At 68.5% G+C, this 18,800-nt stretch carries 14 protein-coding genes and 2 pseudogenes; 4 read left to right on the top strand and 12 right to left on the bottom strand.

Annotated elements, in window-relative coordinates:
* The first annotated feature begins 95 nt into the window (after window positions 1–95).
* Together CIK06_RS23470 and CIK06_RS23475 are read left to right on the top strand one after the other, a co-directional pair.
* On the top strand, window positions 96–1,403 hold the full coding sequence (locus tag CIK06_RS23470) for a hypothetical protein (RefSeq protein ID WP_157756907.1): 1,308 nt from the start codon (window positions 96–98) through the stop codon (window positions 1,401–1,403).
* Between the two features lie 1,199 nt (window positions 1,404–2,602).
* Window positions 2,603–3,211, top strand: a complete 609-nt coding sequence (locus CIK06_RS23475) for a hypothetical protein (protein ID WP_095566629.1) — start codon at window positions 2,603–2,605, stop codon at window positions 3,209–3,211.
* 273 nt (window positions 3,212–3,484) lie between these two features.
* Here the strand turns inward: CIK06_RS23475 and CIK06_RS23480 are convergent, their stop codons facing one another.
* From CIK06_RS23480 to CIK06_RS23495, 7 genes and pseudogenes are all read right to left on the bottom strand, one after another.
* Window positions 3,485–3,913, bottom strand: coding sequence for a hypothetical protein (locus CIK06_RS23480; protein WP_157756908.1), 429 nt, complete (start codon window positions 3,911–3,913; stop codon window positions 3,485–3,487).
* 72 nt (window positions 3,914–3,985) lie between these two features.
* Entirely contained in the window at window positions 3,986–4,291 is a 306-nt protein-coding gene (locus CIK06_RS29650; RefSeq protein ID WP_157756909.1) for a hypothetical protein, read from the bottom strand.
* Window positions 4,292–4,356: 65 nt separating this feature from the next.
* On the bottom strand, window positions 4,357–5,157 hold the full coding sequence (locus tag CIK06_RS23485; RefSeq protein ID WP_095566631.1) for a putative protein N(5)-glutamine methyltransferase: 801 nt from the start codon (window positions 5,155–5,157) through the stop codon (window positions 4,357–4,359).
* Window positions 5,154–5,411: a hypothetical protein gene (locus CIK06_RS31620; RefSeq protein ID WP_232533821.1), complete on the bottom strand. Its 258-nt coding sequence runs from the start codon at window positions 5,409–5,411 to the stop codon at window positions 5,154–5,156. The genes CIK06_RS23485 and CIK06_RS31620 overlap by 4 nt, the downstream gene beginning before the upstream one ends.
* A gap of 85 nt (window positions 5,412–5,496) precedes the next feature.
* Window positions 5,497–5,979, bottom strand: a pseudogene (locus CIK06_RS32605) (hypothetical protein); the annotation flags it as partial.
* Entirely contained in the window at window positions 5,976–6,203 is a 228-nt protein-coding gene (locus tag CIK06_RS29655; protein ID WP_157756910.1) for a hypothetical protein, read from the bottom strand. The pseudogene CIK06_RS32605 and the gene CIK06_RS29655, both read right to left, overlap by 4 nt.
* A complete protein-coding gene (locus CIK06_RS23495) occupies window positions 6,190–8,625 on the bottom strand; it encodes a UvrD-helicase domain-containing protein (RefSeq protein ID WP_095566633.1) in 2,436 nt (811 codons plus the stop codon). The genes CIK06_RS29655 and CIK06_RS23495 overlap by 14 nt, the downstream gene beginning before the upstream one ends.
* Before the next feature lie 1,613 nt (window positions 8,626–10,238).
* Between CIK06_RS23495 and CIK06_RS32610 the strand changes: the two are divergent.
* Window positions 10,239–10,337: pseudogene (locus tag CIK06_RS32610) on the top strand (ATP-dependent Clp protease ATP-binding subunit); the annotation flags it as partial.
* A 497-nt stretch (window positions 10,338–10,834) separates the two neighbouring features.
* Here CIK06_RS32610 and CIK06_RS23510 read toward each other — a convergent pair.
* Window positions 10,835–11,944 (bottom strand): PLP-dependent cysteine synthase family protein, encoded by a 1,110-nt coding sequence (locus CIK06_RS23510; protein WP_095568073.1) that lies wholly within the window; start codon window positions 11,942–11,944, stop codon window positions 10,835–10,837.
* A gap of 10 nt (window positions 11,945–11,954) precedes the next feature.
* A complete protein-coding gene (locus tag CIK06_RS23515; protein ID WP_198347980.1) occupies window positions 11,955–12,509 on the bottom strand; it encodes a hypothetical protein in 555 nt (184 codons plus the stop codon).
* A gap of 331 nt (window positions 12,510–12,840) precedes the next feature.
* Between CIK06_RS23515 and CIK06_RS23520 the strand changes: the two genes are divergently transcribed.
* On the top strand, window positions 12,841–13,515 hold the full coding sequence (locus CIK06_RS23520) for a helix-turn-helix domain-containing protein (RefSeq protein ID WP_232533822.1): 675 nt from the start codon (window positions 12,841–12,843) through the stop codon (window positions 13,513–13,515).
* On the opposite strand, the gene CIK06_RS23525 is transcribed toward CIK06_RS23520, so the two are convergent.
* The 3 genes from CIK06_RS23525 to CIK06_RS23535 are packed head-to-tail and all read right to left on the bottom strand — an operon-like array spanning window position 13,481 to window position 18,798.
* Window positions 13,481–14,734: a cytochrome P450 gene (locus tag CIK06_RS23525; RefSeq protein WP_232533823.1), complete on the bottom strand. Its 1,254-nt coding sequence runs from the start codon at window positions 14,732–14,734 to the stop codon at window positions 13,481–13,483. The two genes, CIK06_RS23520 and CIK06_RS23525, sit on opposite strands and share 35 nt — an antisense overlap.
* Window positions 14,731–14,955, bottom strand: coding sequence for an MbtH family protein (locus CIK06_RS23530; RefSeq protein WP_198348386.1), 225 nt, complete (start codon window positions 14,953–14,955; stop codon window positions 14,731–14,733). The genes CIK06_RS23525 and CIK06_RS23530 overlap by 4 nt, the downstream gene beginning before the upstream one ends.
* A gap of 18 nt (window positions 14,956–14,973) precedes the next feature.
* A complete protein-coding gene (locus tag CIK06_RS23535) occupies window positions 14,974–18,798 on the bottom strand; it encodes a non-ribosomal peptide synthetase (RefSeq protein ID WP_157756913.1) in 3,825 nt (1,274 codons plus the stop codon).
* Window positions 18,799–18,800: the final 2 nt, after the last annotated feature.

Here is an 18,800-nt window from a genome sequence, read left to right on the forward strand (position 1 = left end):
CGCGCGTCTCGTGCGGCAGGATCTTGGAAGCGCGAGGCACCACCTGGCGTGGCACGAACGAATTGAACGGACTGCTCTGTGACGGACGATCGGCCGTGAACAATCGCGAACTCGCGACCTTCATTCTTTTGGGAGCGGCAGCCGCCGCTTTCCTATGGAGTCGATCCGGCAGAGAAGCGTCGCCCTCGCTGGCGAGGCAGCTCTTCGCCTCAAGAATCACGCCTTTTCTTGTAGTGTTTGCAGGCATCGTGGTCGGTGTGACATGGCTTGCCGAGCGCCTATCGTTGTGGACAACTGACTTGTTGGGCTCTGTCGTCCTTTGGTTTTTGCTCGTCGGCTTCGTGTGGTTCATTAATCTTGGCGACGCCAACAAAGATCCAGATTTCTTCAAGCGTCGGTTTTTCGAGACTCTGGGCCTTACTGCGCTGCTTGAGTTCTTCATAAACGCGCAGGTGATGCCTCTGCCCCTCGAATTGGTTGCGCAGGTCATCTTACTGATCGTGGTCATCCTGAACGTTATTGCCGCAAGTGACGAAAAATACAAGCCGGCGGCAAAGCTCACGTCGGGCATCCTTTTCTTCGCAACCATGGGTCTACTGACCTACTCGGTGGCTCATCTAGTTTCCGGCTGGGATTCTCTTGACAAACGTGGTCTGCTTAACGAGTTGCTGATGCCCATCTGGTTGACGGCAGCTACCATCCCGGTCCTGTATCTTTTTGCGTTCTACATGGCATATGAGTCACTGTTCGTCCGGTTGTCGTTCTTCAACAACAGGCGGAAGCCTTCTCTGCGCGCGCGGCTCGGGATTGTTACAGGAATCCGAGGGGCGCTCGTCGACATCCAACAGTTCCGAGGAGGCCCGGCACACGACGCCGCCCAAGCCCGTACCACAAGTGATGCCCGTGCGGCAGTTCGTCGATTCAAGGAAGAACGTGCACTTGACCGAGCAGCGCGTGCTGCGGCCCGCCAAGCCTTGGTCGACAACGCTGGTCGAAAGGGGACCGACGGGGACGGTCTGCTCCTCGATCGCCGAGAGTTCGCTGAGACGAAGGATGCCCTGCGTTGGCTCGCGACTTGTCATATGGGTTGGTACCGCAACGCAGACCGGCCAGATGAGTATCGTGCTGATCTCCTGGATGTGCTGAGCGGGTCCCGGCAGTTCGAGTTCGAATCAGGCGAGCCCGTCGTTGCGAAGGTCCGCAAGGACCGGCAAGCTTGGTACGCCTACCGCCGAACGCCCTCTGGGCATGTATTCGGGATCGGCGCCTCCGGCCCACCACCTTCACAGTGGTTCTACGACGCCCCAACGCTCCCGAGCGGGTACCCGAGCACGACATCGATTGGCTGGACCGACTTTATGTCCCCGGATCGCCCCGAGTGGAGACTGGAGCCCGAGAGGTGACTGTTTTAAGGGTCGAGTCCGATGGCGAGCAATCCCGAAATGCGTCCTAGCAATGTGATGTCGTGCGTCGCCTGATGCGAGGCTTGGCCAAGCCGCAAGCCTGCCACGTCGCCCGATCCCGGCGCAACTCTTCTTGCTGAAGATCGGAGACGCCTAACATAGCCATGAGGAGATCTCGCAAGAGCTGGCGGGACATCGGCTCGTTGCTTTGCTTGGCACCGCTCCTCCACACGCACAACGGAGTCGGCCTTCCCGCGAGTCTTGGGGTTGTTCGGATAGGTTCGCAGCAAATCGATTGTCTCGGCGCTCGTACTGAGAGTGCCAGCCTGGATGGCGCTCCATATGTACAGGCACTTCATGACGGCCTCGCGATGCCCATCATTGAGAACGCCGAGTACGACCCGCGCAAGCAGATCGATCTCTTCTCGGCCCGGAGGTGCCACTTCACGATCTACAAGCCACTCCGCTGGGCGAAGCGGATAGGCTGGCCTCCCAGACCGAGCTGCCGCTCGGTACGTACGGCCCCGCGTCACCGGTAACGGCCAGGATCCCATCCAGACCTGGCCTCACGACACCTTCGTCCGCAGGAAAGACGATCCGCGTCGGCTGAACCGTGGCCATGATGAGTTGCCGAACGACCGCGGGCAACTCACCCTGCGCCGACCTACGCGCCGACCACTGATCCAAGTCAGTGCCGGTGAGCCTGAGACTCATTGGGCTCCCTGGCAGCCTCACGAACTACAGCGACATCATCCAATCTACCTGCAGCATGGCCCCCACATGCTTGAGCCTCGCTGTCGGACCCGCCGCCGAACCGGCCCGTCAGCCCACACCGCAGCGCGGGGAAGCTGAGGTCCGCGCAACCCGCCGGTTCGTGCGGTTGAGGACGCTGGCTTCGACGCGGCCGGCCCCATCACCTGGTGACCTGCCTGAGGCGAGTACAAGTCACCAGGTGACCATGAAGCACGCAGCAACGTTGACTGCCAGGCCTCCGGCCTCTACTTCGAAGGCAGGCTGTACCGGCAGGCGATCTCTACTGGATCGTCTTCGCAGCTCACCAATTGTCGCGGATGCTCGGGCCCCCTGCCCGGGGCACACAGAGCATCCGCGACAAACACCAGAATGAGCGCGTCTGGTTCTGTCCAGGGATCCGATGAACTCGGATGACGAGTTCGTGACGCCAGGCCACACTACACATCATGGGTGATCTGCTCAGCGCACTTCCCGGCGAGGGCTGGGACGACACCGCATGGATCGAGTACTACGACGGCGACCGCGGCCTAGCGGAAGGGTTTGCCAAGGCAGGGGACGCCATCCTCGTGGCTTGGCAGCGGGGTCCTCACCCGAACGACACGGTGCTCCTGCCTCTGATCTACAACTACCGCCATGGCATAGAACTCGCCCTAAAGCAGGCCATCCGCCAAGCGGCGGCTTGTATCTGCGTCGGCGGGAACGGCGAACCCGAACTGTGGGCCGATAATCTTGAAACTCATCTGAAGCGGAAGCATGGCCACAGGCTCGCGCCGTTGGCTACCCAGCTCCAGGGTCTGCTCACGAGGCTGAATCTTGGCGACCTTGGGGGCGAGAGTATGAAGGTGCTTTCGCGTATCCACCAGCTTGACCCGACGGGAGAAGCCTTCCGCTACTCGGGCCACTTGAACTCGACGGCTTACGCGGTCGATGTGAGCCGCCTCGCGGCGAGGTTCCGCGAGGCATTCGACATAATCCATGGTGGCGTGTTGACCATGCTGGACGTACACCAGGACTTCCTCTACGAGCGCTGGGAGTACGACAGAATGTGGGGGTGAACTAAGCGTCCTCATTCGAGCACGCCTACCAGCCATCCGGCCGCGGGGGGCGCGCCTTTGGGTGGTCCGCGCGCAGGGTTGCAGGTCTGGGACGGTTGCGGTTGGGAACAAGGGTCGTGGGTTCGAACCCCGCCGTCCCGGCATAAGCAAAGCCCTGACCAGCGTGATCGCTGGCCAGGGCTTCTGCGTTGGTCTACGTGTCCAGCTACTTCCGGTATCCGTCGCGGCGGACTTTCGCGTGGGTCGCGGTAACCGCCAGTTCCGGCCCCGCAATCACAGGTTGAGGGTTCGTATGCTGACAGGTTGGGTGCACAATCCAAACCTGCTCCCTTTGATCATCTGTTGTCCGTCCGGTGTGGCGGGAATCACTCGATCTGATGACTCGGTGTAATCCGCGGACCTGATTTGCTGCCCGCGGGTTGCCTCCGCCAGACGAGCCAGTTGTGCCAGCTCGGTGGTTGTCTTGGCGCTGATTTCGGCCTTGAAGGTCGCCCGGCCGGTCCGGCCGTCGTAGTGGATTTCGACGCGAAACGCCTCCAGGAACCGCCGAAGTCGCTCCGGCGGCAGCCGGTTGAGATCCACTCCGAGCTGTGGCAGGTGCTCGAGCAGGCCGGCGTCCTGCTCCTCCTCCGGTGGTGTCGCGGCCACGTGCTGTCGGAGCCGGGCCTCGGCCTGAGCGAACTCCTGTTCCAGCTCGGCCATCCTCCGTTGAGTTCGCTGGTACAGCTGGCCGTTAGGGTCGCTGGTGCGCTCCAGGACACGCATGATGGTTGGTCATGCTGCTGTCAAGGCCGGCGAGCTTCCGGCGGAGGACGGCCTCGGTTTCAAGGTGTTCGTCGCGGACGAGGTGGTTCGCCGCGGGCAGGCTGGCTTGCGCGAGCGCGAGCCGATCGGCCCGAGGACATGACGGTTGAAGAACAGCGTGACACCGTCGATCAGTCGGTCTTCCCTGACCCGGATGGCCGCGCGGTGATTTTCCGGCACGCGCACGGGCTCACCACGCGAGATGAGCGCCGTGTTGCCGGGGTCCTCGTTCAGCTTGCCGATGATCTGGCGAACGTAGTGTTCGGGATGTGGCACGGTGCGCCTCCAATACCGATGCCTGACCGTCTAGTCAGGAACGTATCGGCGGGGAGCTCCGCGCCCTATCCCTCGGGTTGACAGTCGTTCGGGCGGCGGCCGATCGCGACCGTGCAGTACCACTCGTCGGACGTCGAAGTGTGCGCCAGCAGCCCGTGGGCCGACATCGCCGCGGCCGTCAGTGCGGCCTGGCTCTCGCCGGTCTCGATGAGCAGGTGCCCGCCGGGTGCGAGCCATTGCCCGGCGTGCTCGGCGACGCGGCGGTGCACCTCGACGCCGTCGAAGCCGCCGTCCAGTGCCACCAGCGGTTCGTAGTCGCGGGCCTCCGGCGGCATCATCGCGATCTCGTCGGTGGGCACGTAGGGGGCGTTGACGATCAGGACGCCGACGGTGCCGCGCAGTTCGGCCGGGAGCGCGGCGAAGAGGTCGCCCTCGTAGACCCGGCCGCCGATCGGCTCGACGTTGCTGCGCGCGCACCGCACGGCGGCGGGCTCGATGTCGGCGGCGTAAAGCCCGATGCCGGGAACCCGGGACGCGACGGCCGCGCCGATCGCACCCGTGCCGCAGCACAGGTCGACGACGACCGCGCCCTCGGCGGTGACGGCGACCGCCTCCTCGACCAGGTAGGCGGTGCGCCGGCGGGGGACGAACACACCGGGGTCGACGGCGATGCGCAGGCCGCAGAACTCGGCCCAGCCGAGGATGACCTCCAGCGGTTCGCCGTCCACCCGGCGCTGGGTCATCACGTCAAGGTCGTCGGCCGTACGCGCGGCGTCGACGAGCAGCCGCGCCTCATCCTCGGCGAACACGCAGCCGGCGGCGCGCAGCCGCAGGACGACGGCCTCGGTGGGGTCGGTGGTGGTCATCGCGGGGCTCCCGTCGTCGTGCCGGTGGTGGCCAGGGCGGCGCGGACGGCCGGCACGACGTCGCTTCCGAGCAGTTCGACCGTACGCGCGACGTCGGCGAAGGGCAGGCTACCCGAGTCGACCTGCAGCAGCAGCCGGTCCCGGCCCAGCACCCGGTGTTGTTCCACGATCTTGGCGGCGACCTGTGCGGGGTCGCCGGCCAGCAGCGCCTCGGCGCCGGCGGCGTGCCGTTCGAAGCCGTCCCGGTCGAGCACTCGGGTGCGGGTCCCCGGCCGAGGCGGCTCCGGCGGCGGCGCAGTCGTCAACCAGCGACTGCGTCTCCAGATGGACGGCGCCGACCGAGTGCACCGGCCCGGTGCGTAGTCGTGACCGGTCGCCGTTCAGCGTGCCGAGGGCCGTGATCAGGCGCTCCGAGGCGGGCACCAGATCCTGCCCTGGCTGGTAGAGGGCGGAGACGCCGTCGCCGGTCACCGCGGAGGTCGCGGCCACCACGTCCCCGCTGCGCAACGTGGGATGGGTACCCCCGCAGTAGCCGACGCCGAGCACCGTGCGTACGCCCCGGCGGCTGGCCGCGTCGACCAGCATGGCGCACCCGGCCGCGCCGAGCACCGGCTTGGCGACACCGACCCGGGTGCCCTGGTATTCGTGGACCGCTACCACGCCGCTGCTGGCGCGGACCGGCCCCAGTGCGGCCCAGCCGCCCGCGTCGAACAGGTGCGGATTCTCCAAGGGTACGAGTAACACCTCGGGGAGCTCGATCTTTTCGTCGAAGAGCCAGCCGTCGACGATGTCGGCGATCCGGGTCTCCCAAGGGGTGGTCATCCGCGTGGCCCGGCCGGGCCAGTGTCGACGGCGGAGAGCTGACGCTCCACGTACCGCTCGAACCAGTACTGGCGGGACTCGCAGAAGAGGTCCCGGTGGTTGACGTCGCCATACTCGGCGTGGGTGTGTCCGGGTGAGCCGGAGCCGCAGAGGGCCACCCAGTCGCAGGACCGGCACTCGGGATAGCCTCCGGGCGGGCCCGGAAGGAGGCTACGCAGCGCCAACGTCGGACTGCGGGCTGGTGGCCAGGCGGTCGCCGCTCCGTCGGAGAAGGTGTTCTCGCAGCCGCCGGCGCAGGTGACCGACCGGTCCGGTGGCGCCGAGGCGGCGCAGGAAGTCCGGCACGCTCCAGGTTACGAGGGCGCCCTGGCGGGACAGGTACAGGCCGACCCGGTCAATGCTGTACCGGTCGTCGTAGTCCAGCAGCAGGTAGCTGGCGAGCTGGTAGATCTCGTCGCGACCCAGCCGGCGGGGTTGGATGGCCGCCTTGCAATCCAGCAGCAGGCCATCGAGGATGAAGTCGGCGTCCGCTCCGCCGATGTCCTGGCTGCCGACGAACGTCGGACCGCAGACCCGGGCGGTGGCGGGCAGTTCGAGGAAGGGCCCGAACGACTCCTCGGCGATCGCCAACTGCCGGTTGACGTCCTCGATGGCGTAGTCGGGGACCGCCGTCAGGAGATCGTCGAGAGTGGTGGCCGGGGTGGCGCCGGTCAGCATGCTGTACCGCCGGACCTCACCGGTCCGGTAGATGTCCTCGTAGTAGGCGGCCACGAAGCACAGGCGGCCCAGGATCTCCCCGTCGAGGTCGTCGTCGCCGTGCAGGTACGCATCGGCCATGGAAATCAGGTCGCGTCCGGCCCGGTGCAGGGCGTCCCGTACGGGTGGCGCGGGTGCACCCCGAAGGGGCAGGCCGCTGCCGACGGCGTCGACGCCGATGTCGACCGGCGCGCCGAACGGACTACCCAGGCAGAGTCTGAGCCGGAAGTCGATCGCGTGGCCGAGCGCCGACCAGTCGGGGTATTTCACGTCGAGTGGCTGCACCGGGCGGGGCAGCTCGCAGATCCGCCGGAGGTAGTCCTGCACGACAGCCGCGCTGTTCGGCAGGTGCTGGGCCACGAACTGCGACATCGGGGAGTTCGGATACCTCAGCTGGCGGGTCAGGCTCAGCTCGATCATCGGCCGCCCGGCCACCGTGCCGTCGCCGGCCGCCTCCGTGGCCTTCTCGTAGTCGTCGATCCAGTTGATCCCCGCCGGGTCGAGGTGGTGGCGGGCCCGGGTGACCGCCACATAGATCAGGCGGGCCTCACCGGCCCGTAGCGGGCGCGGCATCCCGTCGTCGTCGACCGACGGTGCCGCGAAGCCGTCGCCGATCCGTACCCGCGACCACTCCCGGCCCTTGGCCTTGTGCGCGGTGGACACGGTGACCTCCGCAGTGCGCTCCTCGGAGAGACGGTCGACCGCGTCGATGATCACGTCCGGCCCGTACGTGTCGACCAGCGTCACGATCGCCTTGAGGTCCTGACCGGCGGTGTCGTTCTCGGCGTACTCCTGCACGTCGGCCCACGAGGTGAACAGGAACAGCTCCGGATGACTGGTACGCCGACCGGACTTCAGAGCCTGGGCAGCCTGCGCGATGTTCCGCAACGCGCCACCGCCGCCCGTGAGCGCGACCGGTACACCCCGCTCCAGGAAGCCGAGGACCTCCTGCATCGCATCAGCGTTGCCCCGGCACAGCACGGCATCGATCTCCGCCGCCGACCCGACGCGGGAGTCGGTGGCACTGTTCCCGGTCAGTTGCAGATCCGACTCGGCGTGCCGGAGCCACCGGTTGGCCGTCCGGGCGATACGTGGGCCGAACCGAAACGACTTCGTCAGGTACAGGTGATCCGCCGGGAAGCCGGTCATCACGTCCCGGGCGTTGCGCCAGGCGTAGATCTGCTGGGCCGGGTCGCCGACACACACCCGCTGCGCGTTCTGGGCGAGGAAGACCTCCTCCAGGACCGGGTTGGTGTCCTGCGCCTCGTCGAGCAGGACGAAGTCCGCCGCCAGCGTGGGCTCGGTCAGCGCCCACATCTTCAGGTAGTGGTCGTGTTCGAAGCGCAGTTTGCCATCCGGTGAGCAGATATCGTCCCAGGCCCGGCACGCGTACGGCAGGAGCACGCGGGCGACGTGGTCCTGGGCCGCCGGATCCAGCCCGTTGACCGGTTCCAGATGCCGGGCCATCAGCTGGCGGTCGGTGCTGTAGCAGAACCGGCGGATCATGCCCATCACCAGGCGTGCCTGGTGTCCGCAGGTGATCGGACGGGAGCTGACCCACAGATTCTGGTGGATGCTCAGCAGCCGCGCGGTCTCCTTCGAAGGTATGCGGGCCGACCGGTTCAGACGCTCCTGGTAGTTCCGCCCGACGGCGCGGTGTGCCAGCGAGTGCGCGGTACGGCAGTCGACGTTCGCCCCGAAGCGCTGCCTGGCCTCGTCGGCGATTGCCTTGTTGAACGCCACGTAGAGACCGCGCTTTCTGGTGACCCCGGCCATCAGTACCAGCGTGGAGGTCTTACCGGTGCCGGCCCCGGCCACTAGGGCCAGTTCCCTGCCCGCGAGGAACGTGTCCCGGGCGGCGAGTTGTTCCTCGGTCGGCTTGACGTCCATACGCCCCTTCCAGGACCGATTCCCGTGCTCACACCGTCGTGATCCTTTGTAAACCTTCGGATTGCTCCGCCCCGGCCCGGAAGCTGCTCGCGGAACCAGTGGAGCCTACTTCGAAAGCGAGCACGGTGTGATCACTCCACTACCGCCATCCGAGCGATCCGCAGGCTCACCAGGCACTCGGTGGGCCAAGAATCTCGACGGCGATGCCGAGACACGTGCCCCACCCCGTCCTCGTGGTCAGCAGGGGCAGCTTCGACGCCTACAGGCCGCGCAGGATTCCCAGGTCAGCCAAACTCCCACACGTCTCACCCAGTCCAGGCAGTCCCGCAGTTAAGAGCCGGCGTCAAACACTGCTCTACTGCCCCGATAGTCCCACCAGTCCATATTCGGGTCAGTTTCGCCTGGTTGCACTGCACGAACATGCCCTATGGACCATGGAGAGCGAACCCTATCCACCCACGGTCGAGCACCCGCCGAGCACCCCGATGTCGCCCGCTCTGGAACTTCCAGCGATGAGGACCGACGCCGTTACATGCCAGTGACTGTCTTCTTGCTGCCCGAAGTCGCACAACGGCGGCGTGTGGAAAGTCCATCTATCCGGTGGCGCGACACCCCGTCCCGCCCATGCCAGCCCGGTCCAACGGCTCCCGAGCACCAAACGAGCAACCGACCACCGGCACGAAACCGAGAAAGGCCCTGACCCAGGATGAAACCCCAGGTCAGAGCCTTGCTGCTGGTGCGCCGCCACGGACTCAAACCCCGAACCCGCGGATTAAGAGCCAGCGTTGATCAATGCTCTCCCGTCCCTTCAGGTCTCACCAGTCCCACGCTCTGCCTAGCTTTGCCCGTTCATGCGACACCGATGTATCCCGCGGTCTACCCTGAGCGGAGCCTGTCCATGGCGACCGAGCACCCGGGGAGCACCAACATGACGGCGTCGAGCTCGATGATGCCTACTGCCGTGTTGGGGAGGAATCATCGGCGAGGCTCAGGCCCGACGTGACCCCGAGGGGTCAGGCCTCGGGGTAGCTGGGCACGACCGATGCAGCCGAGCTTTACCGCAGCACTCCGCGCAAGCCTCCGACCGGACGTCACGGCCTCGGCTCGCTGGTACCAGGCTTCGGGATGAACACCCGACGCGTCGGCAACGGTCGTTACCGCCCGTCCTTCGACTCGGCGGCCAACTCGTCGAGCAGCCGGGTGACCCCGTACTCCTCAACCTGGGCCAAGGTGGTCTTGTCGAGGCCCGGCGCGCCGTTGTTACGGCGCACCGCGACCCACGCCCGCCACAATACTCTGCGGAAGACCGCTGCGAGACAAGGAGTAGACCGCATGCTGCATGGCACGGACCGGATCCAGGATCGATCCACCAGCGGCGGGACTATTGTAGCCGATCGAGGACCCGGCGAGGCGGCCACTGTGCCGTTCAGCGATCGCGGAAAGGGCTCACCCGTACAGTAAACGTCATGGCTGACGGTGTGCGCCCTGTGATCGACAGTCTTGTGCAGCCTGAACACTTGATAGAAGGAGTTCAGGAGGCGAGCCACGATTTGCTCCAGCGCCTCGCCATCGCGACCGAAGTGTCCGGCGAACTCCAAGCCTACGCCCGCGAACTGGTCCAACATTTCGTTGAGCAAGCGCGCGAATCCGGCGCCTCATGGGCGCGGATCGGGCTCACCATGGGTATCAGCAAACAGGCGGCTCAGAAGCGGTTCTCATCAAACCGTCAACATTAGGTCGTCGAACAACACCCGCCACCGCTGGGCGTCTACCCTGTATCCGGCAGCCACCGCTGCGTCATGGTCAGTCCACACAACCGTCCATGATCGACGGTGGCTGCCCTCGTACCCCCACCGCAGGAACCGCAGCACAGCCGAGGTCAACATCCCCGGCTAAAGTACTAGGCTGCACCGGCCGTGTAGCTGCGCGTGTCGGAGCTATTCGGGCGAGGGATCAGGTGATCGCACTGTCTGTCTGTTGTTGTCGGTCGTGGTGCACGGCCCCGCCCGCGACAGCGCCCGCCCCCTGGCACTGCTCGGCATAACCTGACGACTTTGCCAGGCCCTGCCGGCGGCCGTCCACCGCCGCTAGGTCACAGCCAGCCTGCTCGTCCCGTCCCCCTCAACGCCTCGCCCGGTCTCCTTCGCAGGGCTTCCCGTGCGGAAGCCTCTTCCAGCGAACGTTCAGCGGACTGGCGCGGGCGCCGGTCTCATCGGGAATCGTCCCAGTCGCCGGTCCGCATGAAACGCTCCAAGCGCAGCGTGGGCTCGGTGAGGTCCCAGCGCTTTCCGGCGACCCACTCGTCGTCGTAGTAGGAGCGACGGTACGGCTCGGCACCATCGGCCGCCACGATGACCACCGCACCCGACTCGCCCGCCTGACTCATACGGTTCACCAGGTGACACGCGCCCCACAGACAGGCGCCGGTGGACGGTCCGGCCGCCACGCCGCCTGCCGTGGCGAGAAATCGCATGGCGGCCACGCTCGACACGTCCGGCACCGGGATGACCAGGTCGACGACGTCGGGATCGAAGGCCGGCTCCATCCGCGGCCGCCCGATGCCCTCGATGCGCGACGGCATTCCGGTCGCGTAGTCCCGGCACTCGGTGGCCCAGCCGGGGAAATACGCCGAGTTCTCCGCGTCGACGACCGCCAGCCGGGTGGCGTGCCCGTGCCGCCGCAGGTAGCGGCCGATCGCCCGGGAGGTGGCCCCGGTGCCGGCGCCGGTCACGATCCACGCGGGCTCCGGCCGGCCCTGGGCCGCGAAGTCGCGCAGGATCTCGTCGGGCAGGCCGGGCACGCCATCGTCGAGGTCTGCGTCGATGGCCGGCCCGAGCGTGGACAGGCAGTCCAGGTAGTACCCGTTCGACCGGCCGGCCAGCCGCTCGGCGTTCTCGTACACGGCCAGCGGCGGATCGACCCGATAGGCGGTCCCGCCCTGCGCGACGATCCGGGCGATGCGGTCCGGCGACGACTTGCCGGGCACGACCGCAGTGAACGGCAGCCCCAGCACCCGGGCGAAATGCGCCTCCGCGACCGCCATGTTCCCGCTGGTCGCCTCCACCAGCTGCACTCCCCGACGGATGACGCCGCGTGAGAGCGCGTGACGAAAGAGGCTGCGCGCGAAGCGGTATTTGACACTGCCGGTGGGGCGCGCCGACTCATCTTTCACAAACATCGCCGCCAAAGATTCACCGGGGAAGGATAAGCGAATCAGGGGCGTCGCTTTCTCAACGATACGGTCGGCTTCAAGAACAGCCGCAGCTCGGCGACTCCAATCATCTTCCGAGAACTCTGGAAGAAGTCCCGTCAACGCCATCTGAATCCCATCAGCGCTCGTGGCCAAAGGCTTCCGACAATTGCGCAAGGCGATCCCGGACCGAACTCACCAAAACGCCGCCGCTCGCTTTGTCCCGCCGCAGCTTGCCGCGCCTGACAAGATCATGGACGCCCTGCCGGGTGATGCCGAGCATCGCGCTCGCCACCGTCAGCGAGACCGCCTCGGCGGCCGGATGGCCGAACCGGCGCGCCACGAGCGCCCCGAACGGCGTGCGCCACCACTCGAACGGCGGCGCAAAGACATCGCCGGACTGGTAGATCTCGGCGACTAGGCGCCGGACGGTCTCGGCGGCGAGCCGCTCGTCCGGACCGAGCACCTGGGCCGCCCAGACCTCGGCGGCGATCTCCAACCGCCTGCGGAGCACCGAGGACACGGGCATGTCGTGGCGGTCCGTGCCCAGAAGCCGGTCCAGCGGATCGAGCAGGCGCGCCCCTACGTCGCACGCGAGCTGACGGACGATGGCCACGTGAACCGCGGTCGGCGCTGCGCCCCAAGCGGGCCCGCCGTCCACGAGACCGTTGCTACCTGCCGGTTCGCCGCCCATCCGTGCACCTCCGCCCCTCGCACCCATTCTAGCAGGCACTTGACACCAGCAGTAAAGCTGATAGACGTTTCAGACGCTAATTATCAACAACCGTTGCACCCCCACCCCACCCAAGGACTTGACAGACATCGTTAAGTGGGCGAGCATATTCGTCGGTGCCGATTTGCTACGGGGTAGCTCAATGGGTGTGGACGTTCGCCAAGACTTGTCGGCCAATCCCCACCACTCAAGCAGCGTTGAAACAATGCTCGCCGATGCTACGCTCCTCATCCAAAAAGCACTTGCCGTTCACGAAGGAACACGCCAGCCCTACTCATCGACAGCTGAGGCTGTGTATTCCGAGTCCGAAACCGCGGCCATCATGCACCACTACCTGGTGCGGCAGGCCGGCCGGTCACCCCACATCCGCTACATTGCCGGGTTCACCGCTGCCGGGCACGAGGTGTCCGCCGGTGCGCTGGAGCAGTCGCTGCTGCAGGAGTCCGCGTCCATGCAGGCGCTGATCGACGCCGACATGACCGCCCGACTGTCCGGCACCGACGAGTACTTCGAGCAGATGCTGGGCCACCACGTGCGGGCCCGCACCGTGAATCGGCGGCTGCCCCGGTTCGCCGTGCTGGACGGCGCGATGCTGCTCCTCCGCACCGACCACGCCAGCGTGCCTCGCTTCCTGATCGTCCGCGAGTCGCACCTGGTGCGCTCCATGGCGACGATCTTCGACGCGATGTTCGAGCGCGCGGTCGACCTGTCCGTCGCCGCCCGCTTCACCGGCCAGCCCGGTGAGGCGGACGACACCGAGAACCGGCTCATCCGCGTCCTGACCATGCTCGACGCCGGATACACCGACGAGACCGCCGCCCGTAAGCTCGGCGTCTCCGTCCGCACCTACCGCCGGTACGTCGCGGAGACCATGGCCCAGCTCGACGTCTCGTCCCGCTTCCAGGCCGGCGTTCGTGCCGCGACTCTCAACCTCATCCCGGCTCCCCGGTCCGTCCGGTACCACTGAGCGGTGCCGGTGCGGCCACCCGTGGACGGCGTGCCCGCAGCCGCACCGGCATCGACTCGTACCCCCTGATTAGGTTCGAGTGCAGCCGCACGGCCGGGCCGGCCGGCTCCGGTAGACACACTCGGTTGCAAAGCTCCTCGAACATCACGGTCAGCTCCATCTCGGCCAGCGCGGCGCCGAGGCAGTAGTGCTCGCCGGGTGCGAGCGCCAGGTGCCGGTTCGGTGACCGGCCGGCGTCGAACACGTCCGGCCGGTCGAAGGCTCCCGGGTCCCGGTTCGCCGCGGCCAGCCACACCGCGACGCGTTGGCCGGCCTCGATCCGCACCCCCTCGAGGTCCAGGTCCGCGGTGGCGACCCGGGCGACGTGCATGGCCGGGCTGGTGAATCGGAGGATCTCCCGCACCGCCGTGTCCATCGGCACCTTCCCGCCGGCCATCCGGGCCCACTCGTCCGGATGGGCCATCAGTGCCCGGACGCCGCCGACCGTGGCGTGCCGGCTGGTCTCGTTGCCGCCGGACACCAGGCCGTCGCAGTTCAGGTAGATCTCCTCGTCGGTGAGTGGCTCGCCGTCGACGCGACCGTTGACGAGAGCGGTTATCACGTCCTCGCCCGGCTCCCGGCGCCGCCGCTCGACCAGCTCGGCGTAATAGCACAGAATGTCCGTGTGGGCCTGTGCCATCGCGGCCGGGTCCGCGCCCCGGTTGCCGTGTCCGAACGCGGTCATGGTGCGGTCCAGCATGAAGTCCCAGTCCTTCGGCGGCACGCCCAGCAGGTCGCAGATCACCGACACCGGGAGCCGGGCCGCCACCCGGACGAGGTCGCAGGTCTCCCGCTCCAGCGCCTCGTCGAGCACGAACCGCACGGTCGCGCGCATCGTGTCGCGCAGCCGGGCGACCATGCGGGGCGTGAACGCGGCGTTCATCACGCGCCGCAGCTGGGCGTGCCGCGGCGGGTCCGTGACGATCAGCATGCGGTTCGCCGAGGACCGGACCGCGGCCGGGTTGTCGTCCAACCGCATGCCACCGGCGGAGGAGAACCGGGCGGCGTCACGGAGCACGGCCAGGGCGGCGGCGTGACCGAGGACCGCCCAGAACGGCTCCCCGTCCCGCCGGTCGATCCACTGCACCGGCCCGGCGGCCCGCATCCGGTCCCAGAGGCGCTCGGGCTCGCCGTCGCGGTAGAGGCCCGGATCGGCCAGGTCCCGCAGCCCGTACGTCACCGTGGTTCCGGGCTCTGCATGGACTCGGCCAGGCTCCGGGGCCGCATGTCGGTCCAGGACTGCTCGACGAAGTCCAGACACTCCTGGTGGGTTCCGGCCGCCCTGGCCACCGTCCAGCCCGCAGGCACCGCCGCGAATGACGGCCACAGGGAGTGCTGGTTCTCCTCGTTCACCAACACCAGGTACTCGCCGTCCGGGTCCTCGAACGGATTGGTCATCAGTTCCCCTCTCATAAGCGGTCACGCGGTCCCGGGCAGCCGGGGCCGCAACACGGCGCTGATCCGCGCCAGCTCGGCCGGGCGGGTCATCCGCCCGTGCGTCGTGTCCACCTCGTGGATCTCGATCCCACCGCTCACGTACGGCTGCCAGGCACGCGGATCCGGCGGTGGACCGGACCACCCGCGAGTCGCGCGGAAGAACAGCAGGTCCCCGTCGAAGACCGGCGGCCGGTACGCGCGCGCGGCCGTCGACGCGGCCGGCAGGATGCGGGCGACCGCCTCGACGTGCGCCTCGCTGAGGTCCGCGACACCGGCGGCACGCAGCAGCGCGGTGGCCGCCGCCGTGTCGAGCACCGCGCCGGTCGGCGGTTCCACGCCGAAGTACTCGCGTAGCACCAGGCGCAGGATCTCCGGCCGGTCGAGCGCCGGGGTCTCCGGAAGGGTTTCCGGCGGATAGGAGTCCAGCATGACGAGCAGGCCGGGCCTTGCCCCCTCGGCCTGGAGGCGGGCCGCGGCCGCGTGCGCCAGCTGGCCGCCGAGCGACCATCCGAGCAGCGAGTACGGTCCGGGCGCGCCCATCGCCCGGATTCGGCGAACGTACTCGGTGACCATCTCGTCGGCGCTGTCGGCGACCCGCGCCGGATCGGTCAGCCCGCGCGCCTGCAATCCGAAGAGCGGCTGGTCCGCCGGCAGCTGTCGCAGCAGGCCGGTGTAGCACCAGCTGAACCCACCAGCCGGGTGGAAGCAGAACAACGGCGGACGGCCGGAGACGTCCCGCAACGGCAGGAGAACGTCGAGCGGGTCGCGGCCGGTGTCGCCCAGGCGGGCGGCGAGCCCCGCCGGGGTCGGCGTCTCGAACAGGCTGCGCAGCGTTACCTCGGTGCCCAGCGCGGACCGGATGCGCGCGATCAGCCGGGTGGCCAGCAGCGAGTGGCCGCCCAGGCCGAAGAAGTCGTCGGCCGGTCCCACCGCCGGGAGGCCGAGGACCTCCTCGAACAGCTCGCAGAGGACTTGTTCGCGCGGTCCGGCCGGCGCGGAGACCCCGGTCGTCCCCGGGCCCGGGTCCGGCAGCCCGCGCCGGTCGACCTTGCCGTTCGGCGTGCGGGGCAGCCGGTCGAGCACGACCAGCACGCTCGGCACCAGCGCCGGGGGCAACAGCGTGGCGACGTACCGCCGAAGATCAGCCGGGTCCGGCACTGCGCCGGGGGCCGGCGTCACGTAGCCGACCAGCACCGGGTCACCGCCGGGTGGCCGCCGGACCGCGACGGCGGCGGCCGCGGTCGTCGGATGCCGGGCGAGCGCAGCCTCCACCTCGCCCGGTTCGATACGCACGCCGCGTACTTTGAGCTGGCCGTCCGACCGTCCGAGATGGATGAGCTTGCCGTCCTGTCGACAGGCCACCCGGTCGCCGGTCCGGAACATCCGGGCTCCCGGCGGGCCGAAAGGGTCCGCGACGAACCGTTCCGCGGTCGCGCCCGGCCGCCGCACGTAACCGCGCCCGACCCCCGCACCGCCGTAGTAGAGGTCCCCCGCCACCCCGGTGCGGACCGGGCGCAGCGCGCCGTCCAGCACGTACGCGCGGTTGTTCCACAGCGGGGTACCGATGGCCCGGTCGTGCACGTCGCAGAGTGCGAACACGCTCTCGCTGCTCACCTCCGTGCACCCGCAGAAGTTGACCAGGCGGGCGTCCGGGCTCTCCACCAGCAGCCGCGCGGGCAGCTCGGCCGGCATCGGCTCACCGCTGCTGAGCACCAGGCGCAGCGACGACAGCCGGCCGGGCGGGCCGGCGGCTGCTTCGTCGAGCAGGGCCAGCAGCAGGCTGGGTACGGCCGTCAGCACCCGAACGTCGTGCCGGGCGACGAGATCGGCCAGCGCGGTCATGTCGGCGGCAGCGGCGTCGTCGGCCATCACCACCCGGCCGCCGTGCGCCAGGGTCTGGAGGAGCTCGACCGTACCGTCGATGAAGCTGATCGAGCTCTTGGCGAGGAGCGCCTCGTTGCCGGTGAACGGCTGCAGCTCGGCGAACCAGGCGAGCCGGTTGAGCAACCCGGCCCGCGTGCCGGCCACGCCCTTCGGCGCGCCGGTCGACCCGGAGGTGAAGATGATCGACGCGAGGGAGGCCGGATCGTCGGTGGGCGCTGGTGCCCGGCGGGCGGCCGGAACGTCCGCGAGGTGCAGCGCCGGCGCGCCACCGGGCGGCTCGCCGTCGGTCAGCACCAGGGCCGGGCGGGCCTCGTCGATCATGTATCGGAGCCGTCCGACCGGGTACTGCGGGTCGAGCGGCAGGTACGCCGCACCTGACCGGACGATAGCGAGCAGCGCCACCACCAGGCCCGCCGACCGCGACACGTGCAGGCCGACCGTACGCTCCGGTCCGGCACCGCGCCGCGCCAGCTCGGCCGCCAGCGCCGCCGACCGCCGGTCCAGCTCGGCGTAGGTGAGCCGCCTGTCACCATCGATCACGGCCACGTCCGTGCCGAAGCGGAGGAGGGCCTGCTCCAGATAACCGGCCAGACCGGTCGGTGGTGCCGGGTGCGCGGTGTCGTTGCGCTCCTCCAGCTGCCGGCGGCCCTGCTCGCCAAACGGGTCGACGTGGCCCAGTCGCCGGTCCGGCTCCGCGGTCATCGTGGCCAGCACGGAGACCAGCGCGGCGAGCACCGCCCCGGCGGGCTGTCCCGGCGCGTGGTCGAGCCGCAGCCGCAGCCGGTCGCCGGGCACGACCGCGAGCATCAGCGGATAGTGCGTCGCGTCCGTTCCGTGCACGCCGGTCAGCCGCAGGTCGCCCGCGTGCACGCCGAGGTCGCCGGAGGGGTAGTTCTCGAAGACGACGACCGTGTCGAAGAGCTCACCGACGCCGACCGCGGCCTGGATCTCGGCCAGCGACAGGAACTCGTGCGGCTCCAGGTCGAGGCGCTGGCCGCGCAGCCGCACCGGCACCTCGTTCAGCGTGGTCCGCGGAGACAGGCGCACCCGGACCGGCACCGTGTTGATGAACAGCCCTGGCAGCTCCTCGATGCCGGCGATCTCGGCCGGGCGCCCCGCGGTGACCACGCCGAAGACCACGTCGTCCCGGCCGGTGAGCGCGCCGAGTACCACCGCCCAGGCGCTCTGCACCACGTCGCTGAGCGTCACACCGAGTGATCGAGCCAGCCGTACCAGCGCGTCCGTGTGTTCGGCGCCGAGCAGCGTGCCGGTCTGCCGGGGAGTCGTCGGTGGCGTACCGTCCGCGGCCACCAGCGTCGGCTCGTCGACGCCGGCCAGCGCGGCGCGCCAGGCCGTGGCCGCGGCCTCGGTGTCCCGCCCGGCAAGCCAGGCGAGGTAGGCCCGGTACGGCACCGGCGGCGGGAGCGCCGCCGGTGCACCGCCTGCCGCGTAGAGCGTCAGGAGCTCGCGTACCAGGATCGGTACCGACCAGCCGTCCATCAGGATGTGGTGGCTGGTGATCGCCAGCCGGTGCCGGGCAGGGCCGGTGCGGGCCAGCAGCACGCGGATCAGCGGCGGCTCGGCCGGGACGAAGCGCCGGGTCCGGTCCGCGTCCAGCTCCCGTGTCATGGCCGCGTCCGGGTCCTCGCCAGCGCCGGTCAGGTCCGTCTCCCGCCACGGCGTGAGCACGCCGCGCGAGAGGATCTGCACCGGACGGTCGAGTCCCTCGTGGACGAAGGCCGCGCCGAGATGCGGGTGTCGGGTCAGGACCGCGTCCCAGGAGCGACGCAGCACCGCGCGGTCCAGGTCGCCGGACAGGTCGAGGACGAGCTGCGTGACGTAGACGTCCGGGCCCTCCCGGTGATAGAGGTGCTGGAACAGGAGTCCCTCCTGCAACGGAGAGAGCGGAAGGACGTCGATCATCC

This window comes from Plantactinospora sp. KBS50, assembly GCF_002285795.1.
GTDB lineage: Bacteria > Actinomycetota > Actinomycetes > Mycobacteriales > Micromonosporaceae > KBS50.

Bases quoted from the DNA above. Each gene is read 5' to 3' on its own strand.
- CIK06_RS23495 (WP_095566633.1), bottom strand. From the start codon at position 8,625: ATGGACGTCAAGCCGACCGAGGAACAACTCGCCGCCCGGGACACGTTC.
- CIK06_RS23475 (WP_095566629.1), top strand. From the start codon at position 2,603: ATGGGTGATCTGCTCAGCGCACTTCCCGGCGAGGGCTGGGACGACACC.
- CIK06_RS23515 (WP_198347980.1), bottom strand. From the start codon at position 12,509: ATGGGCGGCGAACCGGCAGGTAGCAACGGTCTCGTGGACGGCGGGCCC.
- CIK06_RS23485 (WP_095566631.1), bottom strand. From the start codon at position 5,157: ATGACCACCACCGACCCCACCGAGGCCGTCGTCCTGCGGCTGCGCGCC.
- CIK06_RS23535 (WP_157756913.1), bottom strand. From the start codon at position 18,798: ATGATCGACGTCCTTCCGCTCTCTCCGTTGCAGGAGGGACTCCTGTTC.
- CIK06_RS23480 (WP_157756908.1), bottom strand. From the start codon at position 3,913: ATGGCCGAGCTGGAACAGGAGTTCGCTCAGGCCGAGGCCCGGCTCCGA.
- CIK06_RS23510 (WP_095568073.1), bottom strand. From the start codon at position 11,944: ATGGCGTTGACGGGACTTCTTCCAGAGTTCTCGGAAGATGATTGGAGT.